Consider the following 18,402-nt stretch of genomic DNA (forward strand, 5'->3'; position numbering starts at 1 on the left):
GCTTATTTGTACTCACTGGTAGCCCCACTCCGGTTAGTGAGGGCGACTGTCACTGGTTACACTCCGAAGCCATGACGAGTGTCCAGCAGCAGTCCGCGCAAGATCCGGCGGGCGCCCCCGATATCCACACCACCGCTGGGAAGCTGGCTGACCTGCGGAATCGTCTGGAAGAAGCCAAGCACCCGATGGGTGAGGCCGCGGTCGACAAGGTGCACGCCAAGGGCAAGATGACCGCCCGCGAGCGCATCTTGGCCCTGCTCGACGAGGGCTCCTTCGTCGAACTCGACGCCCTGGCCCGGCACCGCAGCGTGAACTTCGGACTGGAGAGCAACCGCCCGCTCGGCGACGGCGTGGTCACCGGCTACGGCACCATCGACGGTCGCGACGTCTGCATCTTCTCCCAGGATGTCACCGTTTTCGGTGGCTCCCTCGGCGAGGTCTACGGCGAGAAGATCGTCAAGGTGATGGACCTCGCGATCAAGACCGGCCGTCCGCTCGTCGGCATCAACGAGGGCGCCGGCGCGCGCATCCAGGAGGGCGTCGTCTCGCTCGGCCTCTACGGTGAGATCTTCCACCGCAATATCCAGGCCTCCGGCGTCATCCCGCAGATCTCGCTGATCATGGGCCCGGCCGCGGGCGGCCATGTCTACTCCCCCGCGCTCACCGATTTCGTCGTCATGGTCGACGGCACCTCGCAGATGTTCGTCACCGGCCCGGACGTGATCAAGACCGTCACCGGCGAAGACGTCACCATGGAGGATCTGGGCGGCGCGCACACCCACATGACCAAATCCGGTGTGGCGCACTATGTCGCCTCCGGCGAGCAGGACGCCCTCGACTACGTCAAGGATCTGCTGTCCTACCTGCCGAGCAACAACCGCGCCGAGGCCCCGCGCTTCCCGGCCACCGACCCGATCAACGGCGCGATCGAGGATTCGCTCACCGACGAGGACATCGAGCTCGACACGATCATCCCGGACTCGCCGAACCAGCCGTATGACATGCACGAGGTCATCCGCCGGCTGCTCGACGACGACGAGTTCCTCGAGGTGCAGGCCGAGCGCGCGATGAACATCATCGTCGGCTTCGGCCGGGTCGACGGGCGCAGCGTCGGCATCGTCGCCAACCAGCCCACCCAGTTCGCTGGCTGCCTCGATATCGACGCTTCGGAGAAGGCCGCGCGCTTCGTGCGCACCTGCGACGCCTTCAACATCCCGATCATCACCCTGGTCGACGTGCCCGGCTTCCTGCCCGGCACCGGCCAGGAGTACAACGGCATCATCCGGCGCGGCGCCAAGCTGCTCTACGCCTACGGTGAGGCCACTGTGGGCAAAATCACGATCATCACCCGCAAGGCCTACGGCGGCGCCTACGACGTGATGGGCTCCAAGCACATGGGCGCCGACGTCAACCTGGCCTGGCCCACCGCGCAGATCGCCGTCATGGGTGCCTCCGGCGCCGTCGGCTTCGTCTACCGCAAGCAGCTGCAGGAGGCCGCCAAGAGCGGCGCGGACGTGGACGCCCTGCGCCTGGAACTGCAGAATGAGTACGAGGACACCCTGGTGAACCCGTACGTCGCCGCCGAACGCGGCTACGTCGACGCGGTGATCCCGCCCTCGCACACCCGCGGCCAGATCGTGGCGGCGTTGCGGCTGCTGGAACGCAAGATGGTCACCTTGCCGCCCAAGAAGCACGGCAACATCCCGCTCTAGCCGAGCGATACGCCTCGGGAGGCCGCACACTGTTGATCAGTGTTCCGAGGGCTCCGGGAAAGCCTGCGAAAGCAACAGAGAGGAACTGGCACCGTGACGACTGTGGCAGAAGAGGATGTGTTGACCGCCGTCGAGTTGGATCTCACAGTCGAGGAAGTCGCGGGCGAGACCGAAGTGACCGTGAACACGGCAGCCGATACCTCGACCCAGCAGCCGTTGTTCCGGATCGTCAAGGGTTCGCCGAGTGATGCCGAGCTCGCGGCGCTGGTCTGCGTGCTGACCGCGGCCGCGAACGGCGACGGCGGCGAAGTCGATTCCGGCCCGCAGGACATGTGGGGCCGGCCGACCATGATGCACCGGGGCACGTCGCCGTTCTCCCCGTACGCCTATCCTCAACTGTCCCACCTGCGTTGAGGGAGTCCGGGCTGATTCAACCCGCCGGCAGCAGTCTTCCGCTGCTCGTTCTCGGTTCCGCGTCCCCCGCGCGCCGGGAGGTGCTCCGCGCCGCGGGTGTGGATCCGATCGTGCGGGTCTCCGACGTCGACGAGGACGCGGTGCAAGCCGCGCTGCCCGCGAATTCGGCGCCTGACGTCGTCGTTGTCGAGCTCGCGCGGGCGAAGGCCCGATCGGTCGCGGCGGAGCTGGTGCGTACGGCCCCGGACGTCGCCGCGAATTGTGTTGTCGTCGGCTGTGATTCGATGCTGCTGGTCGACGGCGTCCTACAGGGGAAACCGCACACCCCCGAGGTGGCGCGGGCGCGCTGGGCCGACATGGCCGGGCGCAGCGCCGATCTGCTGACCGGACACTGCGTGCTGCGGCTCCAGGACGGCTCGATCACGGCGTCGGCGGTGGACTGTAGTTCCACCACAGTGCATTTCGCGAAGCCGGACCCCGAGGAACTCGACGCCTACATCGCGACCGGTGAGCCGCTGCGAGTAGCGGGCGCGTTCACTCTCGACGGGATGGGCGGCTGGTTCGTGGACCGGATCGAAGGCGACCCGTCCAGCGTCATCGGGATCGGGCTACCACTGCTGCGCCGACTGCTTGGCGACGTTGGGGTCGGCGTTGCGCAGCTGTGGGGCCGCGCGACCTCCTGACGGCGCCGCCAGCGTCGGCTCCTCGGTACCGCCGTCGGCGCCCACCGCGACCGGGGTCGCCTCACGGCGCGCCGGCATTTCCAAGCGCGCCACACACAATTCCGGTTCCACGAACGGATGCAGCCGGGCGGTGATCGAATCCCGTCCGCCGTTGCGGTCCAGCACTTCCTCGATCAGCCCCAGATGTACGCCGCACACCACCTCGGAGTGGGTGCGCGCCAGGTCGCGCAGCGGGCAGGCCGTCATCCGGATCTGTACCTGTTCCTCGGTTTCGGCGGCCACGTCGCGTTCCGGGGCGAAGCCGAGCTCCGAGAGCAGAGTCATGGTGACGTCTTTGGCGTCCTCGAGGGTTTCCACGCGGTGATCACCGGCGTCGAGTTTCGCGCCCCATGCGCGGCCCGCGGTGATCGCGGCGTCGGAGCGGCGGCGCGGATCGTTGCCCAGCTGATCGGCGAGCACCTGAGCCAGTTCCTGGTATCCCACCGAATGCTGCACGGCGCTGTAACCGATGCGCGGACGCCCACGGCCGCGCGGCGGTTGCTGGAACTGGCGCACCAGGGATTCCTTGGTGAGCACATCGAGGTGAAAGCGGACCGTCGTGACGTGCTGGCCGGTGATTCTGGCCAGCTCCTGGGCATCGAGAGGTTCGCTGGCGCCACGTAGGATCGCGAGCAGTCGCCGTCGCGGCCACGAATCGGACATAGCTCACCCCTCCTCCCGGGAAACTTTATCGGATGTGGGTGCGATTTATTCGCCCATTCAGCCGATTTGTGATCTGAAACGAGATTGCCCTACACAGCAGACTTACCATTGTTATGCAGCACGGACTACTGAAACCACTGTCTACCTCGCATGAAGGATCCTCATCGTGCCCGTCGCCCCGGACAACGCGCCCAGGTTCGGAACTTACGCACATCCTCACCGACTAGTAACCACAGAGTGGCTGTCGGCAAACATCGGCGCGCCGGGGCTGAAGATCATCGAGTCCAACGAGGATGTCCTGCTGTATGACATCGGTCACGTGCCCGGCGCCATCAAGATCGACTGGCGGGGCGATCTGAGTGATCCGGTTACCCGCGACTACATCGACGGTGACCGCTTCACCGAGCTGATGCGCGCCAAGGGGATCCAGCGCGACGATACCGTGGTGCTCTACGGCGACCGGGACAACGCGCAGGCAGCGCACACCCTCTGGCTGTTCGCGCTGTTCGGCCACCAGGACGTCCGCCTGCTCGACGGCGGCCGCGCGGCCTGGCTGTCCGAGGAACGCGACACCACCTTCGACGTGACGTATCCGGTGCGCAGCGACTACCCCGAGGTGCGCCGCGACGACAGCGCCGCGCGCGCCTTCCGCGACGACGTCCTGGCGCACCTGGGCAAACCGCTGGTCGACGTGCGCGCCCCCGAGGAATACGCCGGTGAAGTCGCGCCGAAACCGGACAGCCCCGAGGCCTCCGCGCTGCGCGGCGGCCACATCCCCACCGCGCGCAATATCGAATGGACCCGGGCCATCGGCGCCGGCGGCCGCTTCCGGGCCCGCGCCGAGCTCGACGACATCTACGGTGACCTGGCCGATTCCGACGATCTCATCGTCTACAGCCGCATCGGCGAACGTTCCAGCCTGAGCTGGTTCGTGCTGACCTACCTGCTGGGATTCGGCAGCGTCCGCAACTACGACGGATCCTGGGCCGAATGGGGTAATTCGGTGCGCATGCCGATCGCCAAAGGCCCTGAACCCGGCGAAGTTCCGACCCTGGCGAAAGCAACGACCAAGGGGCGCTAGCTCACACCGCCTATCCAGGTGTGATGTGCGACCTACTGTCGAGTAGGGCTATCCGAGTGCGGGATCTATTGGCAGACTGCCTACACTCGCCCGAGACGTAAGTTGTCGACCACGGGAGCGGAAAGCCTGCGCAGCGACCCATCCCCGCGAAGCGACTACAGATTGCAAACCAGGAGGCTCAGTGCCCAGCCATGCCAGCGCGCGGATCACGAAGGTACTCGTCGCCAATCGAGGCGAGATCGCCGTGCGCGTGATCCGGGCGGCCAAGGATGCCGGAATCGGTAGCGTCGCGGTCTACGCGGAACCCGATGCCGATGCCCCCTTCGTGAAGCTCGCCGACGAAGCCTTCGCCCTGGGTGGCCAGACCTCGGCCGAGTCGTACCTCGTGTTCGACAAGATCCTCGATGCCGCCGCCAAGTCCGGCGCCGACGCCATCCACCCCGGCTACGGCTTCCTCTCCGAGAACGCCGACTTCGCCCAGGCTGTCATCGACGCCGGGCTGATCTGGATCGGCCCCTCGCCGCAGTCCATCCGCGACCTCGGTGACAAGGTCACCGCCCGGCACATCGCCGAGCGCGCTCAGGCGCCGATGGCCGCCGGCACCAAAGACCCGGTGAAGAACGCCGACGAGGTCGTCGAGTTCGCCCAGCAGTACGGCGTGCCGGTCGCGATCAAGGCCGCCTTCGGTGGCGGCGGCCGCGGCATGAAGGTCGCGCACTCCATCGAGGAGATCCCCGAGCTGTTCGACTCCGCGGTCCGCGAGGCGACCGCCGCCTTCGGCCGCGGCGAATGCTTCGTCGAGCAGTACCTGGACAAGGCCCGCCACGTCGAGGCGCAGGTCATCGCCGACAAGCACGGCAACGTGGTCGTCGCGGGCACTCGCGACTGCTCGCTGCAGCGTCGCTTCCAGAAGCTCGTCGAGGAAGCCCCCGCTCCGTTCCTGTCCGACGCGGTGCGCGCCGCGATCCACGAATCCGCCAAGCGGATCTGCCGCGAAGCCGGGTACTACGGCGCGGGCACCGTGGAGTACCTGGTACAGGGCGAGACGGTGTCCTTCCTCGAGGTGAACACCCGCCTCCAGGTCGAGCACCCCGTCACCGAGGAGACCGCGGGCATCGATCTGGTGCGCCAGCAGTTCCGCATCGCCGAGGGCCACGAACTCAGCATCAAAGAAGATCCGACGCCGCGCGGCCACTCCTTCGAATTCCGCATCAACGGTGAGGACGCCGGCCGCGGCTTCCTGCCCGCCCCCGGCCCGGTCGCGGTGTACCGCGAGCCGTCCGGCCCCGGCGTCCGCGTGGATTCCGGTGTGGTGCAGGGCAGTGTGATCGGCGGCCAGTTCGACTCCATGCTGGCCAAGCTGATCGTCACCGGCGAGAACCGCGAACAGGCGCTGCAGCGCGCCCGGCGCGCTCTCGCCGAGTACGAGGTCGACGGCCTCGCCACCGTCATCCCGTTCCACCGGGCCATCGTCGAGGATCCCGCGTTCATCGGTGACGGCGAGAAGTTCGACGTCTACACCAAGTGGATCGAAAACGAGTGGGTCAACAACGTCGAGCCGTTCACCCCGGGTGCGGTCGCCGCGGACGAGGACGAGGAGCTGCCCCGGCAGAAGGTCGTCGTCGAGGTCGGCGGGCGGCGCGTCGAGGTCTCGCTGCCCGGCAACTTCACCGTCGGTGGCGGCGCGGGTGCGGCCAACGGCGCCGGTGCGATCCGCAAGAAGCCCAAGCCGCGTAAGCGGGGCGGCGCGGGCGCCGGCGCGGCCTCCGGTGACGCGGTCACCGCGCCCATGCAGGGCACCGTGGTCAAGGTCGCCGTGGAAGAGGGCCAGTCCGTCGAGGCGGGCGATCTCATCGTGGTGCTCGAGGCCATGAAGATGGAGAACCCGGTCAACGCGCACAAGGCCGGTGTGGTCACCGGTCTGTCGGTCGCGGCGGGCGCCGCGATCACCCAGGGCACGGTCCTGGCGGAGATCAAGTAGGACCTGAGGTGAACCGCTGCGAAAGCGGGCGTGGACAACGAGGTCCGCGCCCGCTTTCGCGTTTCGGCCAGCTGAACCGGCACCCCGGTCCTGTCGTATGGTGGACCGGTGACCAGCTCGAATGTTGCCGACGTGATCCGAGGACGCAGCGCCTCCGGTAGCCGCGCGGACGGGAACCGGCTGGTCCTCGTCATCGAGGGTGGCGGTAGCCGTGGCGTCTACGCCGGTGGCATGGTGTGCGCGCTCGAGGAGTTGGGGCTGGGCGGGATTTTCGACGCGGTGTACGGCACCTCGGCGGGCGCGCTGAACGGTGCGTGGTTTCTGTCCGGGCGGGTGGTGTCCGGCATGCGGACGTGGACCGATCCGGCGATCCTGCGGCGCACCGTCGACTCGGCGCGGATGCTGCGCGGGCGGCCCGCCTTCGACCTGAACTGGCTGGTCGATCAGGTCTATGACGGGATCGAGCCGATGGACTTCCCGGCGATCCTGCACAACCCCACCACTTTTCATCCGGTAGCCACCGATATCCGCACCGGCCTGGCGGTGGATCTGCAACCGTTCATCGTCGACAAACTCAGCTTGCAGACCGCTCTGCGCGCTTCGGCCGGACTCCCGATCCTGGCGGGTCCGCCTGTCCCGCTGGCCGATTCGCGCTACCTCGACGGTGGACTGGCCGAGTCGGTGCCGATTCGGATCGCGGTGCGCGATGGCGCGACCCACGCCCTGGTGTTGCGCACCCGCCGAGTCGATGAAGCCCGCCCGCCCACGTCGGTCCTGCATCAGCTCGTCGGCGGCAGCTACCTGCGTCTGCGCGCACCCGGCGCCTACCGCGCCTGGGTCGCCCGTCCCGACCAGCAGACCGTCGAGGACCAGTTCCTGGCCGACCTGGGCTCCGCCGCCCTCCAGATCCACCCACCCGCGGGCGCTCCCGATATCGGCAGCGCCTCGCGAGACACCGATCTACTCACCGCAGCACTGGAAATCGGCCGCCACGCCGTCTTGAACGCGCTCACCGAAACAGTCCGCGCCGCCTGAAGCCGCGCTCGCCCGAACGATCCGCACCGCCGAAGCCACGCTCACCCAAACGATTTCCGCCGCCGCAGCCACGCACATCTAGAACAGTTCTCGCCGCCCGAATCTGCGCTGACCCCAACAGTCCCGCCGCCTGAACCGCGCTCGCCCAAACGGTCGGCACTGCTTGAACGCGCTCACCGGAACGGTCCGCGCCGCTGAAGTACGCTCGCCAAACGATCCCCGCCGCCGGAGCCACGCTCAGGTCAGGGCTACGGAAACTCCGCCGGAGAGCACGAAGTCGTGCAGTTCGAGGTGGGCGGGGGTTGATTCAGCGGCCACGTCGAAAACCAGGACGACCGTGGCGGATTGGCCTGGGGTCAGTTCGAAGGAGTAGCCGTGTGAGCGGCTGGTGTTCTTCCAGATGGTGGCTGTGGCGTCGTGCTCGGTGGCGTGCCCGGCGCTGTCGACCAGCTTCTGACCGAAGGGCACGAACCATTTCGGCTCGGCGGAGATATTGCGCACCGAGAGGGTGACGAGCAGGAACGAACCCTGGGCGGATTGGACGCCGACGCGCGAGATTCCGGATTCGACATCGGTGACGGCGAATTCGAACTTTCCGTCGCGCACCGCGGAACCGGCGGGCGCGGGGCCTGGGTCGGACTCGGGCGCTTCGTCCGGTACCGGTTCCGGGGTGCCTTCGGCGATCGCAGGCGGTTTATCGACTGCCGAACCGGTGTCCGAGCTATTCGGGGAACTCGCGGCGATGAGCGCGAAACACCCTGCCGCCAAGGCGAAGGGGGCGACGACCAGAAGGACGAGGGCACCGATCATCTTGCGAAGGAACCCGCCCTTTTTACGACGGCGGGCCGGACGCGGCGGCGGAGCGGCATAACCGGGGCCGCGCGACGGCCACCCCTGACCCCGACGGCGGACGGCCGTGGCCCGCGCGGTCGGCGTGGGACGGACCGGCTGGACCGGAGCCGCCGGACGCGCAGAGCTCGCCGAAGCGTGGCGGCGCAGATACCACCGGCGGCCGGGCGCTCGAACGGGTTGCGCGACCTGCTGTCCGGCAGCCTGCGCGGGCACGACGGCCGCGGCTCGCGCCAGGCCCGAGGGCGGCAGCACCTTGGTCGCCGGTCGACCGGAGGAAACCTGCGCCTCCGGGATCGACGGACGCGCGGCCACTTTCTCCCGGCGGGTCGGCGGCAGCCCGGAACTCTGCTCGGCAGTGCTGCTGCGTAAGACGGCCTCCGGCCGGGTAGGCGGCAATCCGCGATTCGACGGAACCGCACCACCGCGCCCAACACCCTCCGCCCCGGCAGACGGCGACCCGGGATTCGGCGCGACCGCACGACCACGCCCGACACTCTCCGCCCCAGCAGACGCCAACCCCGGACTCGCCGCCACCGCACCACCGCGCAGGACAGTCTCCACCCGGGTGGGCGGTAAACCCCCCTGCGGCAAGACCTTCGTCGGAGTCGGTGCGGACTGGTTCGGGCGGGGCGGACTGATCTCTGCGAGGGCTGCGCGGGCGGCAGCGGCGAATTCGCCGGCGCTGGCGTACCGGTCGGCGGGTTCCTTGGCCATGCCCTTGGCGATGATCTGGTCGAGGGCCGGTGGGATCGTTCGGTTGCGGACGGCGGCGCGGGGCGGGGACGACATGAGATGGGCGTGCATTTGCTGGGCCGGGTCGGTGTCGCCGAACGGGCGGGCGCCGGTGAGACATTCGTAGAGGACACAGGCCAGCGAGTACACGTCGGCGCGGGCGTCGCAGGAGGTGCTGGTGAAGCGTTCCGGCGCCATATAGGCCAGGGTGCCGATGGCCATGCCGGTGACGGTGAGGCCGGAGGTGCCGAGGCTGCGGGCGAGGCCGAAGTCGATGAGGTAGCTGAACCCGTCCGGTCGCACCAGGATGTTGGAGGGCTTGATGTCACGGTGCACCAAGCCCTGCCCGTGTGCGGTGTCCAGCGCGCCGGCGACCTGGCCGACGATGTCGATCGCCGTCGCTACCGGAAGCTCGCCGCAGGCCAGGCGGGCCGCCAGGTCGGTGCCGTCGACGTAGGCCATCTCGATGAACAGGCGGCCGTCGATCGCGCCGTGCGCGTGGATCGGCACGATGTGCGGATCGCGCAGCGCCGTCGCGAGTTCGGCCTCCCGCTCGAATCGGAGGCGATAGGTGGCGTCCCTGGCGTGTTCCGCGGCAAGGAGTTTCAGCGCGACGTGATGGCCGGTGCTGGTGGCGGCGAGCCAGACTTCACCCATCCCGCCCTTGCCGAGCAACCGTTCCAACCGGTACGGGCCGAATCGGACAGCGCCCATGCGTGAAACCTCCCGGTGCTCGCTCCTGTCTCGGAGCCTAACCCCGGTAGGTCACGGCGAGTAGCACGAATACCTGTGAGCTGGCCGACGTGTGGTGGTGCAGTCGCTCTACTTGTCCTTATCCGGTTTGGGCTTGCCGTTGCCGTGGCCGTTGCCGTGCCCCGGTTTGTCGTCGGGCTTGTTCTCCACCGGTTTGGGGTTGTTCGTCTGCTGGACCGGCGCGAGCATGGGCGACCACATCGCGATATCTCCACCGATCTCGATGCAGGACAGGGTGATTCCCTGGGCGGAGACGACCTGCCTGTCGTGGGCCGGATCGCAGGTCTGGCCGATAGCCGGGACGCTCGGCGCGTTCGAGGACGGCTCCTGCGCCACCGGAGCGGAGGTCGCCACGACCGGCGTGGTCGCGGGCGTAACGGTCACCGGCGAGCGCGAACTGGACTGCGGCGCGGAACCGGCCGGAGCCCGGAACACCGACTCCGAGGTCGCGGGCCCGGCATCGGTTTCGGCGCCACTGTCGAGCCGGTTGGACGACCACACCACCCCGGCGGCGACCGCCAGCAGCACAATGGCGGTACCGGCGAGCAGCTGTTCGCGGCGATGGGGCGCCGAGTGCAGCGGTTCGGGCGACGTATCCGCCGGTTCCGAAAGCTCCCCCAGCACATGCACGTCGGTCTCCGGCGTGATGACGCCCGGCCAGGACAGGCGTTCGTGCTCCGGCGTGCCGGTCGCGATGAACGGCGCGACAGCGGCCGCCAGCCGGGCGGTGGTCTCCGGTGTCGCGGTACCGACCGCATCCTGCGCCGCCCGTGCCAATTCCACTGCGCTGTCGTATCTTTCGTCCGGCTCCTTCGCCATCCCGCGGGCGATCACCTGGTCCAGTGCCGCGGGCACGGCCGGATTCAGGTCCGAGGCCCGCGGCGGAGGTGTCCGCAGGTGCGCGTGCAATTGCTGGGCCGGATCGGTATCTCCGAAGGGCCGCCGGGCGGTGAGGCATTCATAGAGGACGCAGGCCAGCGCGTAGACATCGCAGCGGGCGTCACCGCCGCCGGTGAACCGTTCCGGAGCGAGGTAGGCCAGTGTGCCGATGACCCGTCCGGTGCCGGTGATGGCGGTCTGTCCCGAACGGTAGGCGGTGCCGAAATCGATGAGATAGGCGAAACCGTCGCCGTCGACCACGATGTTGGACGGTTTGACATCGCGATGCACCAGACCGGTGCGGTGTGCCGCGTCGAGCGCCGCCGCGGTCTGCGTCACCAGGTCCACGGCCACACCGGGCGCCATCGGGCCTTCGCAGGCCAGCAGTGTCGCCACGTCCGCCCCGACGATCAACTCCATATCGATGAATAGTCGGTCGTCGAGTTCGCCGAACCGGTGAATCGGCACCACATGCGGATTCCGCAACGCGGCGGCGGCGCGCGCCTCCCGTTCGAACCGCTGCCGGTACTTCGCGTCCCAGCTCAGTTCCGGCGCCAGAATCTTCAGCGCTACCGACCGCTCGGTCTCGGTGTCATGGGCCAGCCACACCTGTCCGGTTCCGCCCCGGCCCAGTGGACGCTGCAATCGATATGGGCCGAAGGACATGTCGCCCATGACGAACTCCTCGCGCTTACCTCTCACGGAGGAGCTACCCGTTCCCTCGTATTCCACGCTTCGAGACCCGGAATCTACCGAGTCCGCTTCGGGCATACCCCGGGTTTGACGGACATAACCGAAGTGCCGGAGCGCTAGCCTTTCCTTATGAGCGAGGACACCCTCTGATGGAACCCATCGAGATCAACGCCGGCAGCTGGTATCTGCGCGCCCTGCGGGCCGATGAACGCATCGACGACCGCCCCGCCCTCGCCGCCGGCGGCATCACCGACCCCGACTACGTCACCCGCCGAGCCGCCCAGTGGGACAAGGAAATCCACTTCTCCTGGGCGGTCTGCGAACCCACCACGGCCGAGATGGTCGCCGAGATCGGTGTCACCCCCACCGCCGACGGCGAAGCCGAACTCACCGGCTGGGCACGCCCGGGCTATGACGAAGCCCTCGAAGCGGGCCTCACCACCGTCCGCCGCTTCGCCGAGGGCGCTTTGGGCCTGCGAATCGCGTGAGGTCAGAGGGTGTACAGCACCCGGTCCACTCCGTCCACCGCGGCGTCCAGGTCCGCGATGCCCACGGTGAGCGGCGGCCGGAAGCGGATACCGCGCTCGCCGGTGCCGAGGATGAGCACATGCTCGCGCTCCCGCAGCGCGGTCAGCGTCTCGTCCCGCAACTCCGTCGACGCCAGCGTGATCGCGCACATCAATCCGCGCCCGCGCGGCTCGGTGACCCGTGGATGCGCCGCCGCGAGCTCTTCCAACCGCCGCAGCAGATGCGCGCCCAGCTCCCGCGACCGCTCCACCAGCCGATCCTGTTCCAGCACTTCGAGAATCCGCCGGGTGCGCACCATGTCGGTGAGGTTGCCGCCCCAGGTGGAGTTGATCCGTGAGCTGACCGCGAACACATTGTCGGCCACCTCGTCGACGCGGCCACCGGCCATCACGCCGCAGACCTGGGTCTTCTTGCCGAAGGCGACGACATCGGGTGCCAGCCCCAATTGCTGGTAGGCCCAGGTGCTCCCGGTCATGCCGACCCCGGTCTGCACCTCGTCGAGGATGAACAGCGCGTCGTTCTCGTGGCACAGCTGCTGCATCGCCCGCAGGAATTCCGGCCGCATATGCCGGTCTCCGCCCTCGCCCTGGATCGGCTCGGCGATGAAACACGCTATGTCGTGCGGGTTTTCGGCGAACGCGCGACGCGCCTGCACCAGCGCATGGGCTTCGGCCGACTCGATCTCCCGGCCGTCGGTCAGGTAGGGGGTCTTGATGCGCGGCCAATCGAACTTCGGGAAGCGGGCCGTCTTCACCGGATCGGTGTTGGTCAGCGACATGGTGTAGCCGGTGCGGCCGTGGAACGCGCCCGTCAGATGCAGCACCTTGGTGCCGAGTTCGGCTGGGCGGCCACAACTTTCGTTGTGCCTGCTCTTCCAGTCGAAGGCGATCTTGAGCGCGTTCTCCACCGCCAGGCCACCGCCGTCGATGAAGAACAGGTGCGGCAGCCGCGGATCACCCAGCACGCGCGCGAAAGTGTCCACGAAGCGGGCCATTTCGACGGTGTAGATGTCGGAGTTGCTGGGTTTGTTCAGGGCGGCGGTGGCCAGTTCGGCCCGGAACTCGGCATCGTCGGCCAGGGCAGGATGGTTCATGCCGAGCGCGTTCGAGGCGAAGAAGCCGAACATGTCCAGATAGGTGGTGCCGTCGAGTTCGTCGACGAGGCGGCAGCCGCGCGAATTCGCCAGATCGAGCACCAGGTCGAAGCCGTCGGCGAGGATGTGCGACGACAAGATCTCATGTACCCGGGTAGCGGGGGTGACCGCACCTCGGGTTTGCTCCATTTCGAGGGTCACACCGGTAGCGTACGTAAAAAATCCGTCAGGATCTAGAACATTCCGGACTTATTACCGCAAACGGCTACCTGTCGTAGAATGTCTGCAGAATGATGGTGCTTCGAGTTCTGACGTTGGCGGTCGCCCTGATCTCCTGCAGCAGTTGCTCCAAGTGCCGCGGTGAGGCCACCCGCACCAGCAACACGTAGCTCTCGTCGCCCGCGACGGAGTGGCATGCCTCGATCCCCGGGATATGTTGCAGGACGGCGGGCGCGTCATCGGGCTGCGACGGGTCGAGAGGAGTGATCGCGACAAATGCCGAAAGCAACTGCCCCAGTGCTTCCGGATCGACATGCGCGCTGTAACCGCGAATCACCCCGCGCGCCTCTAGTCGCCGCACCCGCGACTGCACCGCGGACACCGACAGACTGGCCTTCTCGGCCAGGTTCGACAGGGTGGCCCGGCCATCGGCCATCAGTTCACGAATCAGCAGACGATCAGTGTCATCGAGTACGGGTCTTGCCGGTGTATCCGCCATCAGGGAAGGCTAACCCGGCGGGCGCGACTCGGGGCACGAAAAGACGACTGCCCGACAGAAGGCTACAGCGGAGCAAACGATGACAAACACCATCGGTGATCAGCTCACCAAGGAACTCTCCGAGCGCGCGGCGGCACTGCTGCGTGGATTCGGCGCCGAAATCCCCGCCCCGGGCGAGTTGACCGCGCGCACGCCGATCACCGGCGGCACGCTGCTGACGCTGCCGGCCGATCGACTGGACGCCGTCGATGCCGCAATTTCGCGCGCCGCCAACGCCTTTCGGACATGGCGCACGGTACCCGCGCCGGTGCGGGCGGCTCTGGTGCGCCGGCTCGCCGAACTGCTCACCGAGCACAAGACCGAACTCGGCGAACTGGTCACGCTGGAGGCGGGCAAGATCGGGCCGGAGGCAGTCGGCGAAGTGCAGGAAATGATCGACATCTGCGAATTCGCCCTCGGCTTGTCGCGTCAGCTGTACGGCTACACCATGCCCTCGGAGCGCCCGGGACACCGGCTGATGGAGACCTGGCATCCCCTCGGCGTGGTCGGGGTGATCTCGGCGTTCAACTTCCCGGTCGCGGTGTGGGCCTGGAATACCGCGTTGGCGCTGGTCTGCGGCGATACCGTGGTGTGGAAGCCCTCGGAGACCACACCGCTCACCGCACTCGCCTGTCACACCCTGCTGCGCCGGGCCGCCGCCGATGTCGGCGCCGATCCCGAAGTGCACCAGGTGATTCAGGGCAACGCCGAGGTCGGCGCCCGGCTGGTCGACGATGAGCGGGTGGCGCTGCTGAGCGCGACGGGCTCGGTACGGATGGGCAAGATCGTCGCCCCGCGGGTGGCGGCGCGCTTCGGACGATGCCTGCTCGAGCTCGGTGGCAACAATGCGGCGATCGTCACGCCGTCGGCCGATCTGGAACTGGCCGCGCGCGGCATCGTGTTCTCGGCGGCGGGCACGGCCGGGCAGCGCTGCACCACGCTGCGACGGCTGATCGTGCACGCCGACGTGACGGGCCCGCTGCTGGACCGCATCGCCAAGGCGTATGACCAACTGCGCGTGGGCAATCCGCTCGACGACGGTGTGCTCGTCGGCCCGCTGATCGACCAGCGGTCCTACGCCGGCATGCGGGACGCGCTCGATCGTGCTCTGGGCGATGGCGGCGAATTGGTCTGCGGCGGTGAGCGCGTCGACGCCTTCGGCGACGACGCCTACTACGTGCGCCCGGCCGTCGTCCGGATGCCCGCCCAGACCGCGGTCGTGCGCGAGGAGACCTTCGCACCCATCCTCTACGTGCTGACCTATCGGGACCTCGAGCACGCCATCGAGCTGCACAACGGTGTGCCGCAGGGACTTTCGTCCTCGATCTTCACCACGAACCAGCGCGAGGCGGAACGCTTCCTGTCCGCCGACGGCTCGGACTGCGGTATCGCCAACGTCAATATCGGCACCTCCGGCGCGGAGATCGGCGGCGCGTTCGGCGGCGAGAAGCAGACCGGCGGCGGGCGCGAATCCGGCTCGGATTCCTGGAAGGCCTACATGCGCCGCGCCACCAACACGATCAACTACTCCGCCGATCTCCCCCTGGCCCAAGGCATCCAGTTCGGCTGAAAAGCCGCCCGACCAGGCGATTAGGCACTCCTCCCCTCCCGTGTGTAAGGTTGTGAATACCCAACGCGGGGTGGAGCAGCTCGGTAGCTCGCTGGGCTCATAACCCAGAGGTCGCAGGTTCAAATCCTGTCCCCGCTACTACCAGAGGCCGGAATCCTGACCAGGATTCCGGCCTCTTTTTTGCTGTCACGGCAGCCGTTGCCGCAGGCCCGAGTCAATGAGATGATCCATGCACCGCCTTCTCATCCAGGCGACGCCGATCGGCGCTTCGGATCCGCGGAAGCCACTGCTGGACAACGGATTCGGATGGCGGTGCAGCCACAAGGGAGTGACCCGTGCAGAATCGTCCGTCCGCAGCCGAGTTGCTGGAGTCGCTCGCCGAACTGCTGGAAGACACATTGATGCCGGCCTTGCCGCCCGAACTGCGGCATCGCGCCCGAGTCGGGGCCCACCTGGCCAGGATCGTGCGTCGCGAGGTCGAATTCGGGCCGGCGGCCGCACAGCGCGAACACGAGCTGATGAGCACGGTCGACGACGGCGACGAGCAGGCCCTGTGGCTGGCCCTGACCGAGGTGGTGCGCGCCGATCTGGCGATTGCCAAGCCCGGTTACGACAGTTGGGCGGGAGAGTGACGATCGATCCCGTCGCCGGCCTGGCCGAATTCCTGACCCGGTCTTTTCATACGCCGGTGCGGGTCACCGATGTGGAGTACCTCTCCGCCGGCGCGCGCAGGCGCAATGTCGCCTTCACCGCGCAGGTCGACGGCGAACCCGCCCGCAAACTGGTGGCCACCCTGGTGCCGCCCGCGGTGCAGATCATGTCGGTCGAGGACGAGGCCGCGGTGCGCGAGCTCGCCAGAGCGCACGCGGTCCCGGTACCCGCGGTGGTCGCCGTCTGTGGCGACCCGGCTGTGCTAGGCGAACCGTTTCTGATCAGCGCGCACGTGGCCGGAGAAACCATCCCACGCAAGGTATTACGTCTCATCGAAGCGGCGGGCAACGCCGACACGGTCGCCCGGGAGTGGGGCGCGGCGATGGGCCGGTTGCACGCCATCGACCCGGCCGCCGCTCCGCCCACCGTGCCCGCATCGGGCGCGGACGCGGCCGCCGCCGTCCTCGCCGAGGCCGAACGGAACGTGCGCGCGCTACTCGACGACCGGCCGGTCTTCGCCCTGGCCCTGCGCTGGCTCGAACAACGGCTGCCGGACCCGCCGTCGCGCACGGTGCTGCTGCACACCGATCTGCGCAACGGCAACATCGTCGTCGGCCCGGACGGCCTGCGCGCCGTGCTGGACTGGGAGGGCGCCCAGCGTTTCGGTGACCCGATGCGGGATGTGGCGTGGCCCGCGCTACGGATGTGGCGCTTCGGCGTGGACGCACGGGAGTTCGGGGGCTTCGCCGACCGCGCCGGCTTCGTGCGCGGCTACGAGGATGCGGGCGGCGCCTTCGATCTGGACCGGTTCCGCTGGTGGAAGGTGATGGGCACGCTGGCGTGGGGTGCGGGCCTGGCCGCGCAGGCGGCCGCTCATCTGGACGGAACCGTGCGCGACATCGTCATGGCCGCCAGCGGGCGTCGCGTGTCGGAAATCGAATGGGATCTGCTCATGCAGATCCGCCCCGGCACGAGAACTTAGGAGCGACTGTGGATTTCGAACTGCCCGCGGAACTGACCGGGTATCTGGCCGAGTTGGACGCCTTCATCGAGACCGAGATCGTCCCGCTCGAACAGGAGCACGACAATATCCGCTTCTTCGACCACCGCCGCGAGGACGCCCGCACCGACTGGGACCGCGGCGGCCTGCCTACCGCGGAATGGGAGCGGTTGCTGGCCGAAGCGCGTCGCCGCGCCGACGCCGCGGGCCACTATCGCTACGCCTTCCCCCGGGAGTTCGGCGGACGCGATGGCACCAACCTCGGCATGGCCGTGATCCGGGAACACCTGGCGCGACGCGGGCTCGGCTTGCATTGCGATTTGCAGAACGAGCACGCGATCGTCGCCAACAATGTGGGTCTGTTGCTCATGCTCGAGTACGGTTCGGCGGCGCAGCAAGCCGAGTGGGTGGACGGGCTGGCCGCGGGCACCAAGTTCTTCGCGTTCGGGATCACCGAACCCGAGCACGGCTCCGACGCCACCCACCTGGCGACCACCGCTGTGCGCGACGGCGACGATTGGATCATCAACGGGGCCAAGACCTGGAATACCGGCGTACATATCGCCGACGCGGACCTGATCTTCGCGCGTACCTCGGGGAAAGCGGGCGACGGGCACGGCATCACGGCGTTCCTGGTGCCCACCGGCGCTCCCGGCTTTCAGGTCGAGGAGTACCTCTGGACGTTCAACATGCCCACCGACCACGCGCGGATCTCGCTGACCGACGTCCGAGTCCCCGAGGCGGCGATCTTCGGGCCGGAGGGCCACGGTCTCGGGGTCGTGCAGCACTTCTTCAACGAGAACCGGATCCGCCAAGCCGCCTCCAGCCTCGGCGCGGCGCAGTACTGCGTCGACCAGGCCGTCGCTTACGCCAAGGAGCGCAAGCCGTTCGGCAAACCGCTGGCCGTCAACCAGGCCATCCAATTCCCGCTGGTGGAGCTGCACACCCAGTGCGAAATGCTGCGTGCGCTGCTCTACAAAACCGCCTGGTCCATGGACACCTACGGCACTTTCGCGGCCGCCGAACAGGTGTCGATGCTCAACTACTGGGCGAACCGGTTGTGCTGTGAGGCCGCCGACCGGGCCATGCAGGTCCACGGCGGCCTCGGCTACTCTCGGCACAAGCCCTTCGAGCACATCTACCGGCACCACCGCCGTTACCGCATCACCGAGGGCGCGGAAGAGATTCAGATGCGACGGGTGGCGGGCTACCTCTTCGGCTTCATGGACCGAACGGCGGTCAAGGGGGTGTAAGCCGGGTCGGAAGATGTTGCAGGGGCGAACTTT

At 68.0% G+C, this 18,402-nt stretch carries 16 protein-coding genes and 1 tRNA gene; 12 read left to right on the top strand and 5 right to left on the bottom strand.

Features of this window, described 5'->3' with window-relative positions:
- Positions 1-71: 71 nt before the first annotated feature.
- The 3 genes from BJ987_RS00445 (at position 72) to BJ987_RS00455 (ending at position 2,809) form a co-directional block, all read left to right on the top strand.
- A complete protein-coding gene (locus tag BJ987_RS00445; protein WP_209883607.1) occupies positions 72-1,712 on the top strand; it encodes an acyl-CoA carboxylase subunit beta in 1,641 nt (546 codons plus the stop codon).
- Positions 1,713-1,805: 93 nt separating this feature from the next.
- A complete protein-coding gene (locus BJ987_RS00450) occupies positions 1,806-2,126 on the top strand; it encodes an acyl-CoA carboxylase subunit epsilon (RefSeq protein ID WP_209883609.1) in 321 nt (106 codons plus the stop codon).
- 41 nt (positions 2,127-2,167) lie between these two features.
- The gene (locus BJ987_RS00455; protein WP_372446922.1) at positions 2,168-2,809 is read left to right on the top strand and encodes a nucleoside triphosphate pyrophosphatase; all 642 of its coding nucleotides are present in this window, start codon (positions 2,168-2,170) and stop codon (positions 2,807-2,809) included.
- Here BJ987_RS00455 and BJ987_RS00460 read toward each other — a convergent pair.
- Positions 2,735-3,511, bottom strand: a complete 777-nt coding sequence (locus BJ987_RS00460) for a helix-turn-helix transcriptional regulator (protein ID WP_209883611.1) — start codon at positions 3,509-3,511, stop codon at positions 2,735-2,737. The genes BJ987_RS00455 and BJ987_RS00460 overlap by 75 nt on opposite strands.
- A gap of 166 nt (positions 3,512-3,677) precedes the next feature.
- On the opposite strand from BJ987_RS00460, the gene BJ987_RS00465 reads away from it, so the two are divergent.
- The 3 genes from BJ987_RS00465 to BJ987_RS00475 all read left to right on the top strand — a co-directional run bounded on the left by BJ987_RS00465 (position 3,678) and on the right by BJ987_RS00475 (position 7,608).
- The gene (locus tag BJ987_RS00465; protein ID WP_209883613.1) at positions 3,678-4,592 is read left to right on the top strand and encodes a sulfurtransferase; all 915 of its coding nucleotides are present in this window, start codon (positions 3,678-3,680) and stop codon (positions 4,590-4,592) included.
- Positions 4,593-4,773: 181 nt separating this feature from the next.
- Entirely contained in the window at positions 4,774-6,573 is a 1,800-nt protein-coding gene (locus tag BJ987_RS00470; RefSeq protein ID WP_209883615.1) for an acetyl/propionyl/methylcrotonyl-CoA carboxylase subunit alpha, read from the top strand.
- A 108-nt stretch (positions 6,574-6,681) separates the two neighbouring features.
- Complete coding sequence (locus BJ987_RS00475; protein WP_209883617.1) at positions 6,682-7,608, top strand: patatin-like phospholipase family protein; 927 nt, start codon at positions 6,682-6,684, stop codon at positions 7,606-7,608.
- A gap of 237 nt (positions 7,609-7,845) precedes the next feature.
- Here BJ987_RS00475 and BJ987_RS00480 read toward each other — a convergent pair whose 3' ends face one another.
- Both BJ987_RS00480 and BJ987_RS00485 read right to left on the bottom strand, forming a co-directional pair.
- Positions 7,846-9,906, bottom strand: a complete 2,061-nt coding sequence (locus tag BJ987_RS00480) for a serine/threonine-protein kinase (protein ID WP_209883619.1) — start codon at positions 9,904-9,906, stop codon at positions 7,846-7,848.
- A gap of 108 nt (positions 9,907-10,014) precedes the next feature.
- Positions 10,015-11,499, bottom strand: coding sequence for a serine/threonine-protein kinase (locus tag BJ987_RS00485; RefSeq protein ID WP_209883621.1), 1,485 nt, complete (start codon positions 11,497-11,499; stop codon positions 10,015-10,017).
- Between the two features lie 167 nt (positions 11,500-11,666).
- On the opposite strand from BJ987_RS00485, the gene BJ987_RS00490 reads away from it, so the two are divergent.
- Entirely contained in the window at positions 11,667-12,005 is a 339-nt protein-coding gene (locus BJ987_RS00490; protein WP_209883624.1) for a hypothetical protein, read from the top strand.
- 2 nt (positions 12,006-12,007) lie between these two features.
- Here BJ987_RS00490 and lat read toward each other — a convergent pair whose 3' ends face one another.
- A complete protein-coding gene (gene lat, locus BJ987_RS00495; protein WP_209897659.1) occupies positions 12,008-13,327 on the bottom strand; it encodes an L-lysine 6-transaminase in 1,320 nt (439 codons plus the stop codon).
- Positions 13,328-13,403: 76 nt separating this feature from the next.
- Positions 13,404-13,856 carry an Lrp/AsnC family transcriptional regulator gene (locus BJ987_RS00500; RefSeq protein WP_194817557.1) on the bottom strand — a complete coding sequence of 151 codons (453 nt, stop codon included), beginning with the start codon at positions 13,854-13,856 and terminating at the stop codon, positions 13,404-13,406.
- A 79-nt stretch (positions 13,857-13,935) separates the two neighbouring features.
- Between BJ987_RS00500 and amaB the strand changes: the two genes are divergently transcribed.
- The 5 genes from amaB to BJ987_RS00525 all read left to right on the top strand — a co-directional run bounded on the left by amaB (position 13,936) and on the right by BJ987_RS00525 (position 18,369).
- Positions 13,936-15,465 (top strand): L-piperidine-6-carboxylate dehydrogenase, encoded by a 1,530-nt coding sequence (gene amaB / locus BJ987_RS00505; protein ID WP_209883626.1) that lies wholly within the window; start codon positions 13,936-13,938, stop codon positions 15,463-15,465.
- A 64-nt stretch (positions 15,466-15,529) separates the two neighbouring features.
- Positions 15,530-15,603: transfer RNA gene (locus BJ987_RS00510), tRNA-Met, on the top strand.
- 197 nt (positions 15,604-15,800) lie between these two features.
- Entirely contained in the window at positions 15,801-16,097 is a 297-nt protein-coding gene (locus BJ987_RS00515) for a DUF6285 domain-containing protein (RefSeq protein WP_209883628.1), read from the top strand.
- Entirely contained in the window at positions 16,094-17,098 is a 1,005-nt protein-coding gene (locus BJ987_RS00520) for a phosphotransferase family protein (RefSeq protein ID WP_209883630.1), read from the top strand. The genes BJ987_RS00515 and BJ987_RS00520 overlap by 4 nt, the downstream gene beginning before the upstream one ends.
- Positions 17,099-17,106: 8 nt before the next feature.
- Entirely contained in the window at positions 17,107-18,369 is a 1,263-nt protein-coding gene (locus BJ987_RS00525) for an acyl-CoA dehydrogenase family protein (RefSeq protein WP_209883632.1), read from the top strand.
- Positions 18,370-18,402: the final 33 nt, after the last annotated feature.

It is taken from the genome of Nocardia goodfellowii, from assembly GCF_017875645.1.
Classification (GTDB): domain Bacteria; phylum Actinomycetota; class Actinomycetes; order Mycobacteriales; family Mycobacteriaceae; genus Nocardia; species Nocardia goodfellowii.